Raw genomic sequence first — 18,874 nt, 5'->3', positions numbered from 1 at the left:
CTCAGACCTCCGCTTTGGCGTCGGATTTCTTGGCTTCTTCCATCTGCTCGGCCTTGTGCGACAGGCCGAGATTCTTGGCGACCATCGCCCCGGCGCCCGCGGCGGCACCGGCCACGGCCGCCAGCACGGCAGCCGAGCCGAGCGACGCACCAACACCCTTTTCCTCGACGATGCGCGGCAGGAAGGCGGATGGCTCGATGTTCTTCAGCTTGGCTACGGCATGGATCGGCTTCTCGAAGCCGACACCCTGCTCCGTACAGCCGATGCACGGATGGCCGCAACCGACCGGCCAGGTGCCGGCGCCGGCATCGCCGAACTGGATGGTCGGGCAGTTGGCGTAGGTTTCCGGCCCCTTGCAGCCCAGCTTGTACAGGCAATAGCCCTTGCGGTGGCCGTCGTCGCCGAAATCCATCGCGAAGCGACCGGCATCGAAGTGGGCGCGGCGCTCGCAGTTTTCATGCACCAGGCGGGAATAGGCGAATTTCGGCCGGCCGAGGTGGTCAACCGCCGGCAGCGAACCGAAGGTCAGGAAATGCACGACGGTCGACAGGAAGTTGTACGGGTTGGGCGGGCAGCCGGGAATGGTCACGACCGGCTTGCCGAGCACCTTGTCCACGCCCATGGCACCGGTCGGGTTCGGGTCGGTCGAGGGCATGCCGCCCCACGAGGCACAGGAGCCGATGGCGATCACCGCCGCCGCGTCGGCCGCACATTCCTTGAGCAGTTCGATGGCGGTCTTGCCGCCGACCTTGCAGTAAATGCCGCCGTCGCGCGTCGGAATGGCGCCTTCGACGACCAGCAGGTATTTGCCCTTGTTTTCGGTCATCGCCGTCTTGCGGGCAGCTTCGACCTGATGGCCGGCGGCCGCGAACAGCGTCTCGTGGTAGTCGAGCGAGATGACGTCGAGAATCAGCTTCTCCAGCGTCGGATGCTCGGCACGCAGCATGGATTCGGTACAGCCGGTGCACTCCTGGAAGTGCAGCCAGATCACGCTCGGCCGCTTGTTGGCGGCAACCGCTTCAGCGACGGCTGCGTCAGCGCCCTGCGGCAAGCCCAGCGTCGTCGCCATCGCGGCGCAGAATTGCAGGAACTCGCGCCGGCCCATCTGCAGACGGCGCGCCGCCGCCTCGATGCGGTCATCCTGTTCCAGCGAAATCAAATTTTGGTTGGCCATGGATCTCCCCTTGTTATGGTTTCCCGATGCCGCTCGATGAACGGCACCTTCTCTCTGCTGGGGGAGCTGGCTTTTATCGAATATTTTCGACCACTTGTAGCAACTGCCGGGCCAGGTCGAAAAACTCCGTCAATACAGTGCCTTGCCGAAAGTGATAAGTGAACTGACAGCGGAAAACCACCCTTTGCTTTCCACTCCCGGAAGCAAATTGATCAGCGACTTGTCAGACCAATTGACTAGCCCGCCGGGCCAACCAGGCCTGACCCAGTGCCAGACCACCATCGTTGGGGGGAGCCTGGCGCGCTTCGAGCAGCGTGATTCCGGCCGGTTCGAGGCGGGCCCGCAGGGCCGCCATCAACACAGCGTTCATCGCACAGCCACCGCCAACGGCCAGCCGCCCGCCCGGCAAGCCACCAGGCACAGCCAGCGCCCAGTCGGCCAGGCCGGCGGCCAGCGTGGCATGGAAGAGAGCCGCACCGTGCGCCGCATCGTGACGGCCATCCAGCAAGGCGGCCAGCAGGGGCGACAGGTCGAGTTCTCGCCCTCCTGCGCGCACGACGTAACCGGACGCGAGGGGCGTTAGCGGGCCATGGTGGGTCGCCAGCCCTTCCAGCTCCATCGCCGCCTGGCCCTCGAAGGCCATTACGTCGCGCACACCGAGCAGGGCGGCCGCCGCATCGAACCAGCGGCCGAGGCTGGTTGTCGGCGGGCAGCGCAAGTCGCGGGCGAGCAGGGTAAGCAAAGGCCCGGCATCGCGGCCCGGCCAGGTTCGCCCCAGCCAGTCGGCGAGGCGTTCGCCCAGCCCGCCATCGTGGAGGGCCGCAACCGCCATGCGCCAGGGCTCGCGCGCCGCCCGGTCGCCGCCCGGCAGGCGGAGGGGCCGGAGATGGCCGAGGCGAGCGCAATCGGCGCCATCCAGCCGCAACAACTCGCCCCCCCAGGCGCCACCATCCGGGCCAAGGCCGACGCCATCCAGCGCCAGACCGACCAGCGGCACATCGACCCCGTGCTCGGCGGCGATGGCGGCCAGGTGCGCCGCATGGTGGCCGACCGCCTGCGCCGGAACGTGGAAGCGTTCGGCCAGGTGCACGGCGAGATGGGTGGAGGGAAAGTCCGGATGCAGGTCGTGCGCGACGATCTCCGGCTTCACGTCCAGGATGGCCAGCAGGTGTTCGACGGTTTCCTCGAGGAAGCCGATGGCCGCCGCGTTGTCCAAGCCGCCGACGTGCTGCGACAGGAAGGCCTCGCGGCCCTTCATCACGCACACCGTGTTCTTCAGGTAACCGCCCAGAGCCAGCACCGTCGGCCCATCCTCGGCCAGGGCGACCGGCACCGGCACATAGCCCCGGGCGCGGCGGATGAAGGCCGGCCCCTGCGGCGTGGCCCGCACCACCGAGTCGTCGCAGCGGATGACGATGTCGCGGTCGTGCAGCAGGAAGGCGTCGGCGATGCCGGCCAGGCGCACCAGCGCCTCGTCGTTGGCGATGACCAGCGGCTCGCCATGCGGGTTGGCGCTGGTCATCACGAGCAGCAGGTCGCTCGGCTGCTTGAGCCAATCGGTGCCGGCCGGCCGGCCAGCCGCCTCATGCCAGAGCAGCAGGTGCAGCGGCGTCGCCGGCAGCATCGCACCAAGCCAGGCCAGGCCGGGCGCGATGCCGGGCAGTTCGAGTTCGCCTTTCGGACACAACACGACGGGGGCAGCCACGCTGTGCAGCAAGGCCGATTCCGCCTTGCCGATGCGCGCCAGGCCGGACAGCGAGGCGACATTCAGGCCCATCACCGCGAACGGTTTGGCCTCGCGTTGCTTGCGCTCGCGCAGCCCGGCCACGGCAGCCGCATGGCGCGCATCGCAGGCCAGATGGAAGCCGCCGAGGCCCTTGATGGCGACGATGCGACCGTCGCGCAGCAGGCGCAGGGTTTCGGCAATCGGATCGCCGACCAGCGCCTGTCCCGCCTCATCCAGCAAGCTCAGTTGCGGCCCGCACGCCGGGCAGCAGGTCGTTTCGGCATGGAAACGGCGGTCGGCCGGCGCGCTGTATTCCACAGCGCACGGCGTACAGAGCGGAAAGCCGGCCAGGCTGGTCGACGCCCGGTCGTAGGGAATTTGCCGGCTGACCGTGTAACGCGGCCCGCAATGCGTGCAGGTGGTAAAGGCATAGCGCCAGCGGCGGTTGGCCGGATCGCAGAGATCGGCGATGCAGGCGGGACAGATCGCCGCATCCGGCCCGATGGCGGTCGCCACCTCGCCCGACGCGCTCGCCAGGATGACGAAGCCCTCGCCGGACACCTCGGCCGGTGTACAGTCGATGGCATCGATGCGCGCCAGGCGCGGTGCCTCGCGCTGCAAGCGGCGGGCAAATTCCTGCCAGTTTTCGCCGCCCACGGCAGCCACCACCCCGGCCCCGTCATTGCGCACCCAGCCCGTCAAACCGAGTTCGTTCGCCAGCCGCCAGACGAAGGGCCGGAAGCCGACCCCCTGAACGAGGCCGCGAATGCGGAACAGCCGACCGGTCATGCCCATCCCTCGAGGAAAAGCCGGAAGCTTACGCCGAGCCGCTCTTTCGCGCATTACGCGGCCAGGCGACTGGCCAACGCCGGCTGCTCGGACTACACCTTTAGGCTCGCCCACCCACCCCGCCGGGCTGATTGAACTAGGCGCGGCCTGGCCTGCCTCGTACCTCTGGTTTCCTACGCATCTACCAAGAGCGAATGTTCCCCCCTGCGGGCGTCACGTATCGTCCGCCGGTTGAAATAAAAGCCTGACCGAGGGGAGGGAAACGTGGCAAGCCAGAAATCCAAGCAGATTTCCGTGCTGATCATGAGCACGGTCGCATTCACCGTTTGTTTCATGGTCTGGATGATATTTGCGGTGATCGGTATTCCGATCAAGGAGCAGCTGGGCCTCAATGAAACCCAGTTCGGCATCCTGGCAGCCATGCCGGTGCTGACCGGATCGCTGGTTCGTCTGCCGCTGGGCATGATGACGGACAAGTTCGGCGGCCGCCCTGTCTTTTTCACGATCATGCTGATCACGGTCATCCCGATCTACCTGATCGGCCAGGCAACCGAATACTGGCAGCTGCTGGTCGCCGGCCTGTTCGTCGGCATTGCCGGCGGTGCCTTCTCGGTCGGCATCGCCTACTGCGCCCGCTGGTTCGACAAGAAGAACCAGGGTTTTGCGATGGGGGTCTTCGGTGCCGGCAACGCCGGCGCTGCGCTGACCAAGCTGATCGCCCCATCGATCGTCGTCGCCTGGGGCTGGACCATGGTGCCGACCATTTTCTCGGTGCTGATGCTGGTCACCGCCCTGGCCTTCTTCTTCTTCACCTACAGCGACCCGTCGCACCGGGTCGAATCGCACGTCACGGTCGGCCACCAGTTGAAGGCCCTGAAGGACCCGAACGTCTGGAAGATCTGCCAGTACTACTCCATCGTCTTCGGCGGCTATGTCGCCCTGGCCCTGTGGATGACCAAGTACTACGTGCAGGAATACGGCTTCGACCTGAAGAGCGCCGCCTTCCTGGCCGCCTGCTTCTCCCTGCCCGGCGGCGTGCTGCGCGCCCTGGGCGGCTGGTTCTCCGACAAGTACGGCGCCCACAAGGTGACCTGGTCGGTGCTCTGGGTCTGCTGGGTCTGCCTGTTCATCCTTTCCTACCCGCAGACCGAATTCACGGTCAAGACGGTCACCGGCCCGCAGACCTATCACATCTACCTCAATGAATACGTCTTCACCGCGCTGATGTTCACCGTCGGCGTCGCCATGGCGGTCGGCAAGGCCTCGGTCTTCAAGTACATCTCCGACGATTACCCCAGCAACATCGGTGTCATCTCCGGCATCGTCGGCCTGGCCGGCGGCCTCGGCGGCTTCCTGCTGCCCATCATGTTCGGCGCCCTGGTCGACCTGACCGGCATCCGCTCCTCCTGCTTCATGTTGATGTACGGCGTGGTCTGGGTCTCCCTGATCTGGATGTACTGGACCGAGGTACGCGATGCCGACGTGATGCGCGGCAAGCACGAGCTGGTCGCCGCCGACAACCTCGAATGATTTTCACCACTTAGGAATTGCAATGAGTTCGAACAACACCGCGCCACAGGTGACGAGCAGCGTCGACTTGGTCGACTGGCGCCCGGAGGACAAAGCGTTCTGGGAATCCACCGGCAAGCGCATCGCCAACCGCAACCTGTGGATTTCCATTCCCAGCCTGCTGTGCGGCTTCGCCGTCTGGCTGATGTGGGGCATCATTACCGTGCAGATGGCCAACGCCGGCTTCCCGTTCAAGCCGGACGAACTGTTCTCGATTGCCGCCATCGCCGGCCTTTCCGGCGCCACCACCCGCATTCCCGCCTCGTTCTTCATCCGCATGTGCGGCGGACGCAACACGGTCTGGCTGACCACCGCCCTGCTGATGCTGCCGGCGCTGGGAACCGGCATCGCCCTGCAGGACAAGAGCACCCCGCTGTGGGTCTTTCAGCTGATGGCCCTGCTCTCCGGCATGGGGGGCGGCAACTTCGCCTGCTCGATGTCCAACATCAGCACCTTCTTCCCCAAGAGCCAGCAAGGCACGGCACTCGGCCTCAACGCCGGTCTGGGCAACTTCGGCGTCACCACCTCGCAGCTCCTCATCCCGGCCGTCATGACCATCGCCATCCTGGGCGGCCTGGGGGGTGATCCGATGCCGCTGGTCAAGGACTCCGCGACGCTGATCGGCAAGATCCCGGCCGGCACGCTGTCATACGTCCAGAACGCCGGTTTCGTCTGGCTCTTCCTGCTGGTGCCGCTGGCGGTCATCGGCTGGTTCGGCATGAACAACATCAGCGCCGTTTCCCCGGGCATCGGCTCCACCGCCGCCGCACTCGGCCGCATCATCCTGTTCTACGGCCTGGCACTGGTCATCTCGGCCATCGGCCTCTACCTCTACCTGCCGGCGCCCACCGGCAGCGGCCTGCTGTCCGGCAACGGCATGTGGGTCGTCCTGCCGCTGGTCTGCTTCGGCACCCTGTTCGCCATGAAGGCCGTCGCCACCGGCGAAATGAAGGAAAACCTCAACAAGCAGTTTTCCATCTTCAGCAACAAGCACACGTGGTCGATGACCGCGCTGTACGTGGTGACCTTCGGCTCCTTCATCGGCTTCTCGATGGCCCTGCCGCTGTCGATCACCGTCATCTTCGGCAACACCCATGTGCTCGACCCGGCGACCAACGCCTGGGTCCATACCAAGAACCCCAATGCCCCGTCGGCCCTCATGTATGCCTGGATCGGCCCCTTCGTCGGCGCCCTGATCCGTCCGATCGGCGGCTGGATTTCCGACAAGGTCGGCGGCTCCATCGTGACCCAGTGGATTTCCATCGTGCTCGTGGTCGCTTCCGCGGTGACCGGCTACGTGATGTTCCTCGCCTATCACTCTGCCACGCCGGAACAGTACTTCTTCCTGTTCATGGGCATGTTCGTGCTGCTCTTCGCCGCCTCCGGCCTGGGCAACGGTTCGACCTTCCGTACCGTCGGCTACGTGTTCGATCAGAACCAGCGCGGCCCGGTTCTCGGCTGGACCTCGGCGGTGGCCGCCTATGGTTCCTTCATCGCGCCGGTCGTCATCGGCGGACAGATCAAGGCTGGCACACCGGAATACGCCATGTACGGCTTTGCCGTCTTCTACGCCGTCTGCGTGGGGGTGAACTGGTGGTTCTACCTGCGCAAGAACGCCTACATCCAAAACCCTTAATCAAGGCCAACCTCGGAAATAACCAACGCGGTAATCACGCGCTACCGCATCACTAGGAGCAAACAATGAGTCATTTTCTTGACCGCCTGAAATTCCTCAGCAAGGTGCAAAGCACCTTCGCCGATGGTCATGGCATCGTGACCAATGAAGATCGCAAGTGGGAGGACGCCTACCGCAACCGCTGGCGCCACGACAAGGTGGTGCGCTCGACGCACGGCGTCAACTGTACCGGCGGCTGCTCCTGGAAGATTTTCGTCAAGAACGGCCTGGTTGCCTTCGAAATGCAGCAGACCGACTACCCGCGCACCCGCGACGATCTGCCCAACCACGAGCCGCGCGGCTGCCAGCGCGGCGCCTCGTTCTCCTGGTATCTCTACTCGCCGCACCGCATCAAGCATCCGATGATCCGCGGCCGCCTGCTCGATCTCTACCGCGCCGAACGCCAGTCCGGCAAGGACCCGGTCGAAGCCTGGGAAGCCATTCAGGCCGATAACGCCAAGCGCGACAAGTACGTTCGCGTGCGCGGCCTGGGCGGCTTCGTCCGCACGACCTGGGACGAGGTCAACGAGATCATGGCCGCCGCCAACATCTACACCATCAAGAAGTGGGGCCCGGACCGCATCTACGGCTTCTCGCCAATCCCGGCCATGTCGCAGATCTCCTACGCCTCCGGCGCCCGCTACCTGTCCCTCATCGGCGGTGCCTGCGGCTCCTTCTACGACTGGTACTGCGACCTGCCGGCCGCCTCGCCGCAGACCTGGGGCGAGCAGACCGACGTGCCGGAAGCCGCCGACTGGTACAACTCGACCTACCTGATCATCACCGGCGCCAACCTGCCGATGACCCGCACCCCGGATGCCCACTTCGCCACCGAAGTGCGCTACAAGGGCGCCAAGATCGTATCCATGGCCCCGGACTACGCCGAGTACGTCAAGTTCGCCGACCTCTGGATGCCGGTCCGCCAGGGTACCGACACCGCCGCCTTCCTGGCCATGGGCCACGTCGCGCTGAAAGAGTTCTACATCGACAAGCAGGATCCGTACTTCCAGGAATACGCCCGCAAGTACACCGACTTCCCGATGCAGGTCATGCTGCGCAAGCATGGCGACGGCTACGTCACCGACCGCAACCTGCGCGCCTCCGACTTCGACGGCAACCTCGGCGAGTCGAACAACCCGGAATGGAAGACCGTCGTCTTCGACAAGAAGAGCCAGTCCTTCGTCGCCCCCAACGGCTCCATCGGCTTCCGCTGGGGCGAGGACGGCAAGTGGAACCTGCTCGAGAAGGCCGGCTCCGGCGCCGAGATCGAAGCCGAACTGTCCTGCATCGGCAGCAAGGACGACGTGGTCTCCGTTGGTTTCCCGCACTACAACGAAGGCGAACCCGACCTCCTCTTCCGCAACGTGCCGGTCCGCAAGCTGAAGCTGGCCAGCGGCGAGGAAGCCTTGGTCGCCTCCGTCTTCGACCTGCAGATCGCCCAGTACGGTATCGACCGCGGCCTCGGCGGCGCCAATGTCGCCAAGTCCTATAACGACGCCGATGTCGCCTACACCCCGGCCTGGGCCGCCAAGGTCACCGGCGTCAAGGCCGCCGACATCGAGCGTACCGGCCGTGAATTCGCCGACAACGCCGCCAAGACCAAGGGCAAGTCCATGGTCATCATGGGCGCCGCGATCAACCACTGGTACCACAACGACATGACCTACCGTTCGGTCATGAACCTGCTGCACATGTGCGGCTGCGTCGGCCAGAGTGGCGGCGGCTGGGGTCACTACGTCGGCCAGGAAAAGCTGCGCCCGCAGGCCGGCTGGGCGCCCATCGCCTTCGGCCTCGACTGGTCGCGTCCGCCCCGCCACATGAACTCCACCTCCTACTGGTACTTCCACACCGACCAGTGGCGCTACGAGACGGTGGACGCCGACGCCCTGCTGTCGCCCGCCGGCAAGAACAAGTACAAGGGCTACACCCTGGCCGACTACAACGTCGATGCCGCCCGCATGGGCTGGCTGCCGAGTGCGCCCAACTTCAACCGCAACCCGATCGAACTGCTGGCTGAAGCCGAGAAGGCCGGCGCCACCGATGAAGCGGCCGTCGGCAAGTACGTCGCCCAGCAGTTGAAGGAAGGCAAGCTGGATGTGGCCATCGCTGATCCGGACAACCCGATCAACTGGCCGCGCAACCTGTTCGTCTGGCGCTCCAACCTGATCGGCACCTCCGCGAAGGGGCACGAGTACTTCCTCAAGCACCTGCTCGGCGCCCAGAACGGCGTGATGCAGGAAGGCACCGCCGGCGCCGCCTGTAGCCAGGTCAAGTACCTGGAAGAAGGCCCGACCGGCAAGCTGGACCTGATGGTGGACATCAACTTCCGCCTCAACTCCACCGGCGCCTACTCCGACATCATCCTGCCGACCGCCACGTGGTACGAGAAGAACGACCTCAACACCACCGACATGCACCCCTTCATCCACCCGCTGGGCGAAGCGGTCACCCCGGGCTGGGAGTCCAAGTCCGACTGGCAGATCTTCCGCACCCTGGCCAAGACCTTCTCCGGCCTCGCTGCCAAGCACCTGGGCACCAAGAAGGATCTGGTATCCCTGCCGATGCAGCACGACTCCGCCATGGAACTCGCCCAGCCCTTCGGCCAGGTCCAGAACTGGAAGCGCGGCGAGTGCGAGCCGATCCCGGGCAAGACGATGGCCGCCATCAAGGTTGTCGAGCGCGACTTCACCCAGATCTACAACAAGTACATCGCGCTGGGCCCCTTGATGACCAAGGTCGGCAACAACGTCAAGGGCATCGACTGGAACACCGAGCAGGAATACCAGGAACTGGCCTCGCTCAACGGCACCGTCAAGGAAGAAGGCGTGTCCAAGGGCATGCCGTCCCTCGAGGAAGACATCTACGTCTGCGACTCGGTCATGCGCATGGCGCCGGAAACCAATGGCGAGGTGGCCCACAAGTCGTGGACCGCGCTGTCCAAGAAAACCGGCATCGACCACCACCACCTCTATGCCGGCCGTCACGAGGACAAGATCACCTTCCGCGACATCGTCGCCCAGCCACGCAAGATCATCACCGCGCCCACCTGGTCCGGCATCGAGTCCGAGCATGTCTCCTACACCGCCGGTTACACCAACGTCCATGAGCACATCCCCTTCCGGACGCTGACTGGCCGTGCCCACTTCTACCAGGATCACGAGTGGTTCCTCGACTTCGGCGAAGGCTTCTGCGTCTTCAAGGCGCCGGTGGACCTCAAGGCCCACGAACAGGTGCCGGACAGCGTGCGCCGCAAGCCGCACCTGACCCTGTCGTGGATCACGCCGCACTCCAAGTGGGGCATCCACTCCAGCTACCAGGACAACCTGCGGATGCTGACCCTGTTCCGCGGCGGCCCGTACGTCTGGATCTCCGAGGATGACGCCCAGTCCATCGGCATCGCCGACAACGACTGGGTGGAGGCCATCAACGGCAACGGCGCCACCATGGCCCGCGCCGTGGTCTCCCAGCGCGTTCCCCGCGGCATGGCCCTCATGTACCACGCCCAGGAAAAGAACGTGAACGTCCCGGGCAGCCCGTCGTCCGGCAAGCGCGGCGGCATCCTCAACTCGGTGACCCGCGTTGTCGTGAAGCCCACCAACATGGTCGGCGGCTACGCCCAATTGGCCTACAGCTTCAACTACTACGGCACCGTCGGTTGCAACCGCGACGAGCAGGTCGTCCTGCACAAGGTCGAGGACAAGGATATCGACTGGCTGGAACGTCCGCTGACGCCGGAGCGCGAAGCACAGCGCAACCCGGCCGGCATTGGCAAGAAGTAATCGCGAACCGACACGCAATTTAGGAGAAACGAAATGAAAATTCGCGCGCAATTCGCGATGGTCTTCAACCTCGACAAGTGCATCGGCTGCCACACCTGCTCGGTCACCTGCAAGAACGTCTGGACCAACCGCAAGGGCGTCGAGTACGCCTGGTTCAACAACGTCGAGTCCAAGCCCGGCATCGGTTACCCGAAGAACTGGGAAAACCAGGAGAAGTGGCTGGGTGGCTGGACCAAGGTCAACGGCAAGCTGGAACTGAAGGCCGGCGGCAAGTTGAAGAAGATCGTGCAGATCTTCGCCAACCCCAACATGCCGCAGATCGACGATTACTACGAGCCCTTCACCTACGACTACGCCCGCCTGCAGAACGCGCCGCTGTCGGAAGCCGCGCCCACCGCCCGCCCCGTCTCCCAGATCACCGGCGAGAAGATGGAAAAGATCACCTGGGGCCCGAACTGGGAAGACGACCTGGCCGGCGAGTTCGAGAAGCGTTCGAAGGACGCCAACTTCTCCAACATGGAGAAGGAGATGTACAAGCAGTTCGAGAACACCTTCCACCTCTACCTGCCCCGCATCTGCAACCACTGCATCAACCCGGCCTGTGTCGCTTCCTGCCCCTCCGGCGCGCTCTACAAGCGGGAAGAGGACGGTATCGTCCTCGCCGACCAGGACCGTTGCCGCGGCTGGCGGATGTGCATCTCCGGCTGCCCGTACAAGAAGGTCTTCTTCAACTGGGAATCCTCCAAGGCTGAGAAGTGCATCGGCTGCTACCCGCGTGTCGAATCCGGCCTGCCCACGGTCTGTTCCGAGTCCTGCGTCGGCCGTATCCGCTACAACGGCATCATCCTCTACGATGCCGACCGGATCCTCGACGCCGCCAGCACCGACAACGAGCAGGACATCTACAAGGCCCACCTCGACCTCTTCGTCGACCCCCATGATCCGAAGATCATCGCCCAGGCCCTGGCCGATGGCATTCCCCAGTCGTGGATCGACGCCGCCCAGAAGTCGCCCATCTACAAGATGGCCGTCGAATGGAAGATCGCCTTCCCGCTGCATCCGGAATTCCGCACCCTGCCGATGATCTGGTACGTGCCGCCGCTCTCGCCGGTCCAGTCCCAGATCGACCAGAAGAAGCTGCCGACGGAATCCGACGGCTGCATTCCGAAGGCCGAGGCCATGCGCCTGCCGGTGAAGTACCTGGCCAACCTGCTGACGGCGGGCAAGGAGGAGTACATCGTGTCGGCGCTGAACCGCCTGATCGCCATGCGCTCCTACATGCGCTCCATCCACGTCGAAGGCACCCCGGATACCCGCGCCCTGGTCAACGCCGGCATCAGCGAGGAAACCGCCAAGAGCATGTACCGCTACCTGGCCATCGCCAACTACGAGGATCGCTTCGTCATCCCGACCTCCCACCAGGAGATCCAGATCGACGACTACCACGCCTTCCAGGGCCAGAACGGTTTCAGCTTCGGCAACGATACCTCCAGCGGCATGTCCACCCTCTCGCTGTTCCCGGATCGCCGCAAGGAATCCATGGAGCCGCGCGAACCGGCCCCCGCTGCCGCCCCCCGTGGCAAGTAAGGAGACCGCCATGCGCCTGTTCAAACTGCTCTCGGTCCTCCTGGACTACCCCTCCGACGCGCTTCTGGCGGAACTGCGCCAGGCCGTCGCCGAGGCCGGCCCGGGCGGGGCCCGGGACCTGGTGTTCGATCTCGACCGGCAGCAGGTTTTCAGCCAGGAGGAGCGGCTCGCCATCGCCCTCTTCCTGGAAGACCTGCTGGCCCAGGAGGCGACCGAGCTGCAAGCCCGTTACGTGCAGACCTTCGACCTGACGGCCGAGCACAGCCTGCACCTAACCCATCACATCTTCGGCGAGGAGAAGACCCGCGGCCCAGCCCTGATCGACCTCACCGAGCACCTCAAGACCTACGGCTACAGTCACGACGAGAAGGAACTGCCGGACTACCTGCCGCTGCTCCTGGAGTTCGTTTCCGAACTGGGCGAGGACGAATCCAAGGTCTTCCTCGGCGACGCCGGGAAGGTGCTCAAGGTCATTGCTGCAAATCTGGAGAAGTCGGGCAGCCACTACGCCCAGCTCATCCGCATCGTCGACAACCATGGCTCCCTGGTGAAACTGGCAGCCTAACGAGAGAACGATCATGAACCTGCAAAAACTCATCTTCGCGGTCTACCCGTACATCGCCCTGACCGTGTTCGTCATCGGCAGCTGGATCCGCTACGACAGCGAGCAATACACTTGGAAAACCGACTCCTCGCAGTTGCTTTCCAACAAGGGCATGCTGCTCGCCAGCAACTTCTTCCACATCGGCATCCTCTCCATCTTCGGCGGCCATTTCGCCGGCCTCGTCCTGCCGCACGGCCTGTGGCTGGCGCTCGGCGTGACCGACATGCAGCACCAATGGCTGGCCATCATGGCCGGCTCGGTGTTCGGCGTGATGTGCCTGATCGGCGGCGGCATCCTGTGGCTGCGCCGCATGTTCAACACGCGCGTCCGGGCAAGCAGCCGCGCCTCCGACATCTTCATCCTGTCCTGGCTGATGGTGACGCTGGTGCTCGGCCTGTCGACGCTGCCGGTCTCAGTCGGCCACGCCAACCACGGCGACGCGACGGTGATGCTGGCCCTGTCGGCCTGGGTGCAGAGCATCCTGACGCTGAACCCGCAGCCCGAACTGCTGGATGGCGTCGATCCGATTTTCAAGCTCCACATGTTCTTCGGTCTGACCGTTTTCCTGGTCTTCCCGTTCACCCGGTTGGTCCATGTGCTGACGGCCCCCCTGAATTACGTCGCCCGCTCCTACCAGATCGTCCGTGCCAAGCGGACCAGCTGATCTGGCTGGACACAGGCCGCATCGCCATCCTGCCCCCGGTACCGGGGCTGGATGGCTTTTTTAACAGGTTCATGGGATAAACAATCATGATGAAAAACGCCATCATTGATACCGACCGTGAATCCTCCCTGGAAAGCCCTGAAAGACTCGCCAGCAAGATCACCGGGCTGCTGATCCTGTTCTTCTTTGTCGCCGTCGCCGCCATCAGCACGACGCTCTACGTGTCATGGCACCTCGAGGGCAGCGCGGCGGCCATCAACGATGCCGGAAGCCAGCGCATGCGCGCCTATCTGATCGGCTATCTGATGACCGGTGGCGACAACGGCCAGGACCGGGCGACGTACGCCGAACTCCAGTCGGAACTGGACAGATTCGACGAAATTTTGAAGGACCTCGAATGTGGCGACCCGGCCCGACCGTTGGCTGCGCCGCATGATGCGGAAACGCTGGCCGAGATACAGACACTCCACAGGGAGTGGAAACTGCACGGCCGACAACTGATCACGCAGTATCTTCGCGCTTATGGCAATGCCGACGCCAGCCAGTTCGCGGATGCCTATCGCCAATGGGTCGGCGGGTTCGTGGGCCAGATCAACAATCTGGTCACGCGCATGGAGCATAACTACACGTACAGCACCAACCTGTTGCGCGTCATCCAGATCACCCTGCTGGCACTCGCCTTGCTCGGCACCCTGATCCTGATTCGCTTCTTTTTCATCCACGTGATCCGGCCCCTGGACCAGATTCACACCGGGATCCAGCACATGACCCAGAGCGACTTCGGGGCCCGGCTGCCGGTCAGGACGCGCGATGAATTCGGGGCTGTCGCGGCCGGCTTCAACCTGATGGCGGCCCACCTCCAGCAGTTCTATGGCAACCTGGAAAACCTGGTCGCCTCCAAAACCTCCTCCCTCGAGGAGCGCAACGCGCAACTGGCCTTGATGTACGGTGTCACAGCCATCATCAATGAGGCCAACGATCTCGATACCTTGTGCGCCAGTTTCATCAGTCATGTGACCCAAGCCATCGGCGCCGATGCGGGCTCGGTCCGGCTGACCAGTGAAACCAACGGCGACATGTACATGGTGGCGCACACCGGACTGCCGGTCGATTTCCTTTCCCGTGAAATGGCCATCCGCTGTGGTGAATGCATTTGCGGTGACGCGGCAGAGAAAGGCCTGCCAGTCATCGTCGATCCGACCAGCGATGCCGATACGTCCCCCAAGCTATGCTCCAACATGGGTTTTCGTACCGTCAGCGCCTTCATGATCAATCACGATGCCTTTGTGATCGGCATTTTCAACCTGTTCTTCAAATCTGAACGAGTGTTCTCGCCGTCAGAACAATCGATGCTCGAAACCCTGGGGCGGCATTTGGGCGTGGCGGTCGAATTTCAGCGCCTGCGCTCAAGGGACAGGGAACACGCGATTGCCGAAGAACGCAACTTGCTGGCCCAGGAACTCCACGACTCGATTGCGCAAGCGCTGTCCTTCCTGAATATTCAGGTCAAGCTGTTGCAGGGTGCCATGGATAACGGCCGCCCGGAACAGGCACAAAAGGCGCTCGATCAGATTCGCCAGGGGGTCAAGGAGAGTTATGAAGATGTCCGCGAGCTGCTGCTGCACTTCCGGACGCAAGCCGGGGCGGGGCACGATCTCGATGCGGCGATCCGGACCGCCGTCGACCGCTTTGAATTGCAGACGGAAATTCCGGTCAGCTTCCTGTCCGCCGGTAAACGCGCACCACTTGAGCCTGACAAACAGCTGCAGGTACTGCACATTGTTCAGGAATCCCTGTCCAACATCCGCAAGCATGCGCAAGCGACCCAGGTCGACATCCGCGTCGAACGCAATGCCGACAAGACAATCATCACTGTCAGCGATAACGGCGTCGGTTTCGACCCGGAGGACGTCATCGAAAAAGGGGGGCACGTCGGGCTGAAGATCATGAAGGAACGCGCCTCACGGGTCGGTGCACGATGCGGCATAGAATCCCGTCCCGGGCAAGGTACAACGGTCATACTGGAAGTGTGACCAGGCAGGAATCTTGATGGAAAACAGAATGGCCATGGAAAAGATCAGGGTATTGATTGTCGACGATCATCTGCTGTTCAGCAGTGGCGTCAGGGTCCTGCTTGAGCAAAGCGATCAATTTATCGTGCTGGGCGAGGTGGCAGATGGCCTGGAAGGCGTCAAGCGAACCGAATCGCTGAAGCCGGACATCGTCCTGATGGACATCCACATGCCCGGCATTTCCGGTCGCGAAGCGCTCAGGCTGATCGGGGAGTCCGCGCCTGAGGCGAAAGTCGTGATGCTGACCGTCTCGGAAGATGCGAACGATCTGATTGAGTGCCTGAGGGAAGGCGCCGCCGGGTATATCCTGAAAAACATCGCGGCGGACACGCTGGTCGATGCCTTGCTGAAGATCCATCGCGGCGAATCGATCATTTCGCCGAAAATGACTTCTCGATTAGTTCGACATCTTCAGGCACAACAACCGGATGAGGTCGTGATCGAGGCGCAACGCGAAGAAATGTCGCCCCGCGAAAAGGAGGTCCTGCGCGGCCTGGCACGCGGCCAGACCAACCGGGAACTCGCCGCCGCACTGGGCGTGGCGGAAAGTACCGTGAAGATTCACATCCAGAACATCTTCAAGAAAACCTGCCTGCGCAGCCGGGTGCAGGCCGCACTCTACGCGGTGGAACACGGCTACGCGGACAAGCCTTGAATCGACGGCCTGAGTTGCCCTGAGCGAGGCGGCAGAAACCGCATCGCACGGGGCAAGCGACCAGCATTCATCCGGGTATCGTTGGTGGCTGGCCGCCCTTACCTGGCCGCCAGTTGTCGCTCCAGTTCGGCAATCCGCGCCTTCAGCGCATCGATGCTCTCGCCGTGCCTGGCTCGTTGCGCCTCCAGCCCGGCTTCGATCCAGTCCAGCCAGGCAGAGAGGCCATCGCCGCTGGTCGCCGAAACGCGGAAAATGGCCAGGTGCGGATTGACGCGGCGGGCGTTGGCTTCGGCCAGGTCGGCGTCGAAGCTCAGATAGGGTAGCAGGTCGACCTTGTTGAGCAGCATGACATCGGCCGCGGCGAACATGTCCGGGTACTTGAGCGGCTTGTCCTCGCCTTCGGTCACCGACAGGATCGCCACCTTGTGATGCTCGCCGAGATCGAAAGCGGCCGGGCAGACGAGGTTGCCGACGTTCTCGATCAGGAACAGCGACCCATCCTTCGGCTGCAGGCGTTGCATGGCGTGGCCGACCATGTGACCGTCGAGGTGACAGCCCTTGCCGGTGTTGATCTGCAGCGCCGGCACGCCGGTGGCGCGGATGCGCTCGGCGTCGTTGGCGGTCTGCTGGTCGCCTTCGACGACATTGATCGCCACCTTGTTCTTGAGCAGCTCGATGGTCTTGCAGAGCAGGGTCGTCTTGCCGGAACCGGGGCTGGACACCAGGTTCAGCGCGAAGATGCCGCGCTCGTCGAACCAGACTCGGTTGGCGGCGGCGTAGGTGTTGTTCTTGGACAGGATGTCCTGCTCGATCTGCACCATGCGCGCCTGGCTCATGCCCGGCACATGGGCGCGGGCCGGACCGGTGCCGTAGTCGAGGTCGCCGCCGACGGCATGCTCGTGGTGGTGATGATCGTGGCTGTGTTCATGGCCGTGATCGTGGTCATGCTCCCCCTGATGCACGTGCTCATGGACATGCGTCGTGCCATCGGCGTGCGTGTGCGGATGGGCATGGGCACCGGTCAGCCCGGCGGCATCATGGCTGTGCGCATGCTCGTGCTCATGACCGTGGCTGTGCGTATGCACCGTACCGTCTTCATGGACGTGGGTGTGCTCGTGCGCCCCGCCTTCGATCTTCACTTCACCTGCCCCGCAGCCGCAAACCGTACACATCCTCGTCTCCTTTATTCGATTTCGATTTCCTTGACCCGCATCTCCGTACCGCCGGTCGGCTGCACCTGGTGACTGCCGCAGGTCGGGCAGGCGCCGTAGAGCTCCTGCATCGGTACCGTCGCCATGCATTGCAGGCACCAGCCGCTGCCCGGCACATCGACGATATCCAGCGTCGTCCCGTCGGCCATGCTGCCCCGGGTCACGGCATCGAAGCAAAAGCGCAGCGCATCCGGTTGCACCGAGGACAGACGGCCGATTTCCAGCACGACCAGCTTGATGCGCCGGGCGTTTTCGCGCCGGGCCGTCTCTTCGACGATTTGCAGCACGCCCTCGGCGAGCGACATTTCATGCATCGTGAACTTCCAGCGTGTAGGGCAGACAGGGATCAAGCGCCAGTATCGCCTGTTCGAGTGCCTGACGGGCTTGATCCAGGCCAACGAATCGGCGATTGGCAAGCAGCGCGGCGAGCGCCGTCGCGTCGGCGAAGAACCCGTCGGTCGGCGCCTGGACCCGGTAGCGCGCCACCCGGCCCTCGACGACATGCACGGCATGGGTCAGGCGGCCGCGCGCTGTCAGCGTCTGGCCGACACCCCAGCCGGCACTGCCGGCCCGCGCGATCGGGAAGGGCAGCCCATCGGCCAACGCCGTCACGGCAGCCTCGACCTCGGCCTGACGGGCGAGATAGGCAGCCAGGACGGAGGCCGGCACGGGCAAGGGCGGTGGTTCGGCAACCTCCCCCCGCCAGTAGGCCAGCCAGGCTTCGGCATCGAGGCGGGAGTCAGGGGCCGGCGTGATCGCAGCCATATCGCCGGTCGCCGCCGCCAGGCGCTCACGGCATGCCGCGACCAGGGGACGCAGGGTCTGTTCGATCAGGTCACGGGTCTGCGCGACACAGCCCGCATCCTGCCGAAGCGCCCGCCAGGCGATGAAAGCCTCGCGCGCCGGGGGCAAGCCGACCGCAACCGGCCAGTCGAGCAGCAGGCGCCACAGGTTCTCATGCAACACCTCAAGCCACAGGGCTTCCTGCTCCGGCGGGCGCGGCGTTTCGCCGAGCGCCGCATTGACCGCCGCCTGCGCCGCCGCCCGCTGGGCATGCGAACACAGGGTAAACAGGTAGGGCACAGTCTTGATGACGACGTCCGGCAACTGGCCGATGAAGAGGCGCGCCACAGACGGCCGCTGCAGGTCGACCGTCAGGTCGTCGATCTGACAGTCGGCAAAACGGGCGCTGACGCGCAATTGGCCTGCCGTGGTCATGCCGCCACCATCGCAAGTAAGGCTGGGGTTTGCATGGGCGCGAAGCTTAGGCTTGTCGGCCGCCGCTGTCGAGACATGCTTGTTGCGCTGCGATGCCCCGGCGGGCAAGGCGGTGTCGATGAGGTGATCGGAGTCATTTTTCTGTATGCCG

General features: G+C 64.0%; 13 protein-coding genes. 8 read left to right on the top strand and 5 right to left on the bottom strand.

From position 1 onward, the window contains the following. Position 1: 1 nt before the first annotated feature. Positions 2-1,174: a hydrogenase small subunit gene (locus K420_RS0105670; RefSeq protein ID WP_084019572.1), complete on the bottom strand. Its 1,173-nt coding sequence runs from the start codon at positions 1,172-1,174 to the stop codon at positions 2-4. Between the two features lie 223 nt (positions 1,175-1,397). Then, positions 1,398-3,689: a carbamoyltransferase HypF gene (gene hypF, locus K420_RS0105665; protein ID WP_035855358.1), complete on the bottom strand. Its 2,292-nt coding sequence runs from the start codon at positions 3,687-3,689 to the stop codon at positions 1,398-1,400. Positions 3,690-3,953: 264 nt separating this feature from the next. Between hypF and K420_RS0105660 the strand changes: the two genes are divergently transcribed. From K420_RS0105660 to K420_RS0105625, 8 genes are all read left to right on the top strand, one after another. After that, positions 3,954-5,219, top strand: coding sequence for an MFS transporter (locus K420_RS0105660; protein ID WP_027457215.1), 1,266 nt, complete (start codon positions 3,954-3,956; stop codon positions 5,217-5,219). 22 nt (positions 5,220-5,241) lie between these two features. Next, on the top strand, positions 5,242-6,894 hold the full coding sequence (locus K420_RS0105655) for an MFS transporter (protein ID WP_027457214.1): 1,653 nt from the start codon (positions 5,242-5,244) through the stop codon (positions 6,892-6,894). 65 nt (positions 6,895-6,959) lie between these two features. Further along, the gene (locus K420_RS0105650) at positions 6,960-10,712 is read left to right on the top strand and encodes a nitrate reductase subunit alpha (protein ID WP_027457213.1); all 3,753 of its coding nucleotides are present in this window, start codon (positions 6,960-6,962) and stop codon (positions 10,710-10,712) included. A 33-nt stretch (positions 10,713-10,745) separates the two neighbouring features. Beyond that, positions 10,746-12,299 carry a nitrate reductase subunit beta gene (gene narH / locus K420_RS0105645; RefSeq protein ID WP_027457212.1) on the top strand — a complete coding sequence of 518 codons (1,554 nt, stop codon included), beginning with the start codon at positions 10,746-10,748 and terminating at the stop codon, positions 12,297-12,299. 10 nt (positions 12,300-12,309) lie between these two features. After that, the gene (gene narJ / locus K420_RS0105640; protein ID WP_027457211.1) at positions 12,310-12,864 is read left to right on the top strand and encodes a nitrate reductase molybdenum cofactor assembly chaperone; all 555 of its coding nucleotides are present in this window, start codon (positions 12,310-12,312) and stop codon (positions 12,862-12,864) included. A gap of 13 nt (positions 12,865-12,877) precedes the next feature. Continuing rightward, on the top strand, positions 12,878-13,567 hold the full coding sequence (narI, locus tag K420_RS0105635; RefSeq protein WP_027457210.1) for a respiratory nitrate reductase subunit gamma: 690 nt from the start codon (positions 12,878-12,880) through the stop codon (positions 13,565-13,567). An 86-nt stretch (positions 13,568-13,653) separates the two neighbouring features. Further along, positions 13,654-15,600, top strand: coding sequence for a histidine kinase (locus K420_RS0105630; protein WP_084019571.1), 1,947 nt, complete (start codon positions 13,654-13,656; stop codon positions 15,598-15,600). 28 nt (positions 15,601-15,628) lie between these two features. After that, positions 15,629-16,294: a response regulator gene (locus K420_RS0105625; RefSeq protein WP_027457208.1), complete on the top strand. Its 666-nt coding sequence runs from the start codon at positions 15,629-15,631 to the stop codon at positions 16,292-16,294. Between the two features lie 98 nt (positions 16,295-16,392). Here K420_RS0105625 and hypB read toward each other — a convergent pair whose 3' ends face one another. From hypB to K420_RS0105610, 3 genes are read right to left on the bottom strand one after another with little or no spacing between them, the layout of a single operon-like run. After that, positions 16,393-17,466, bottom strand: coding sequence for a hydrogenase nickel incorporation protein HypB (gene hypB / locus K420_RS0105620; RefSeq protein WP_027457207.1), 1,074 nt, complete (start codon positions 17,464-17,466; stop codon positions 16,393-16,395). A gap of 11 nt (positions 17,467-17,477) precedes the next feature. Then, entirely contained in the window at positions 17,478-17,819 is a 342-nt protein-coding gene (gene hypA, locus K420_RS0105615) for a hydrogenase maturation nickel metallochaperone HypA (protein ID WP_027457206.1), read from the bottom strand. Further along, positions 17,812-18,723 carry a hypothetical protein gene (locus tag K420_RS0105610; protein WP_027457205.1) on the bottom strand — a complete coding sequence of 304 codons (912 nt, stop codon included), beginning with the start codon at positions 18,721-18,723 and terminating at the stop codon, positions 17,812-17,814. The genes hypA and K420_RS0105610 overlap by 8 nt, the downstream gene beginning before the upstream one ends. Positions 18,724-18,874 lie beyond the last annotated feature (151 nt).

The sequence above is a fragment of the Dechloromonas agitata is5 genome, assembly GCF_000519045.1.
GTDB lineage: Bacteria > Pseudomonadota > Gammaproteobacteria > Burkholderiales > Rhodocyclaceae > Azonexus > Azonexus agitatus.
Note: the sequence above shows the minus strand (reverse complement) of the source record. Positions and strands in the feature narration are given on the sequence as shown.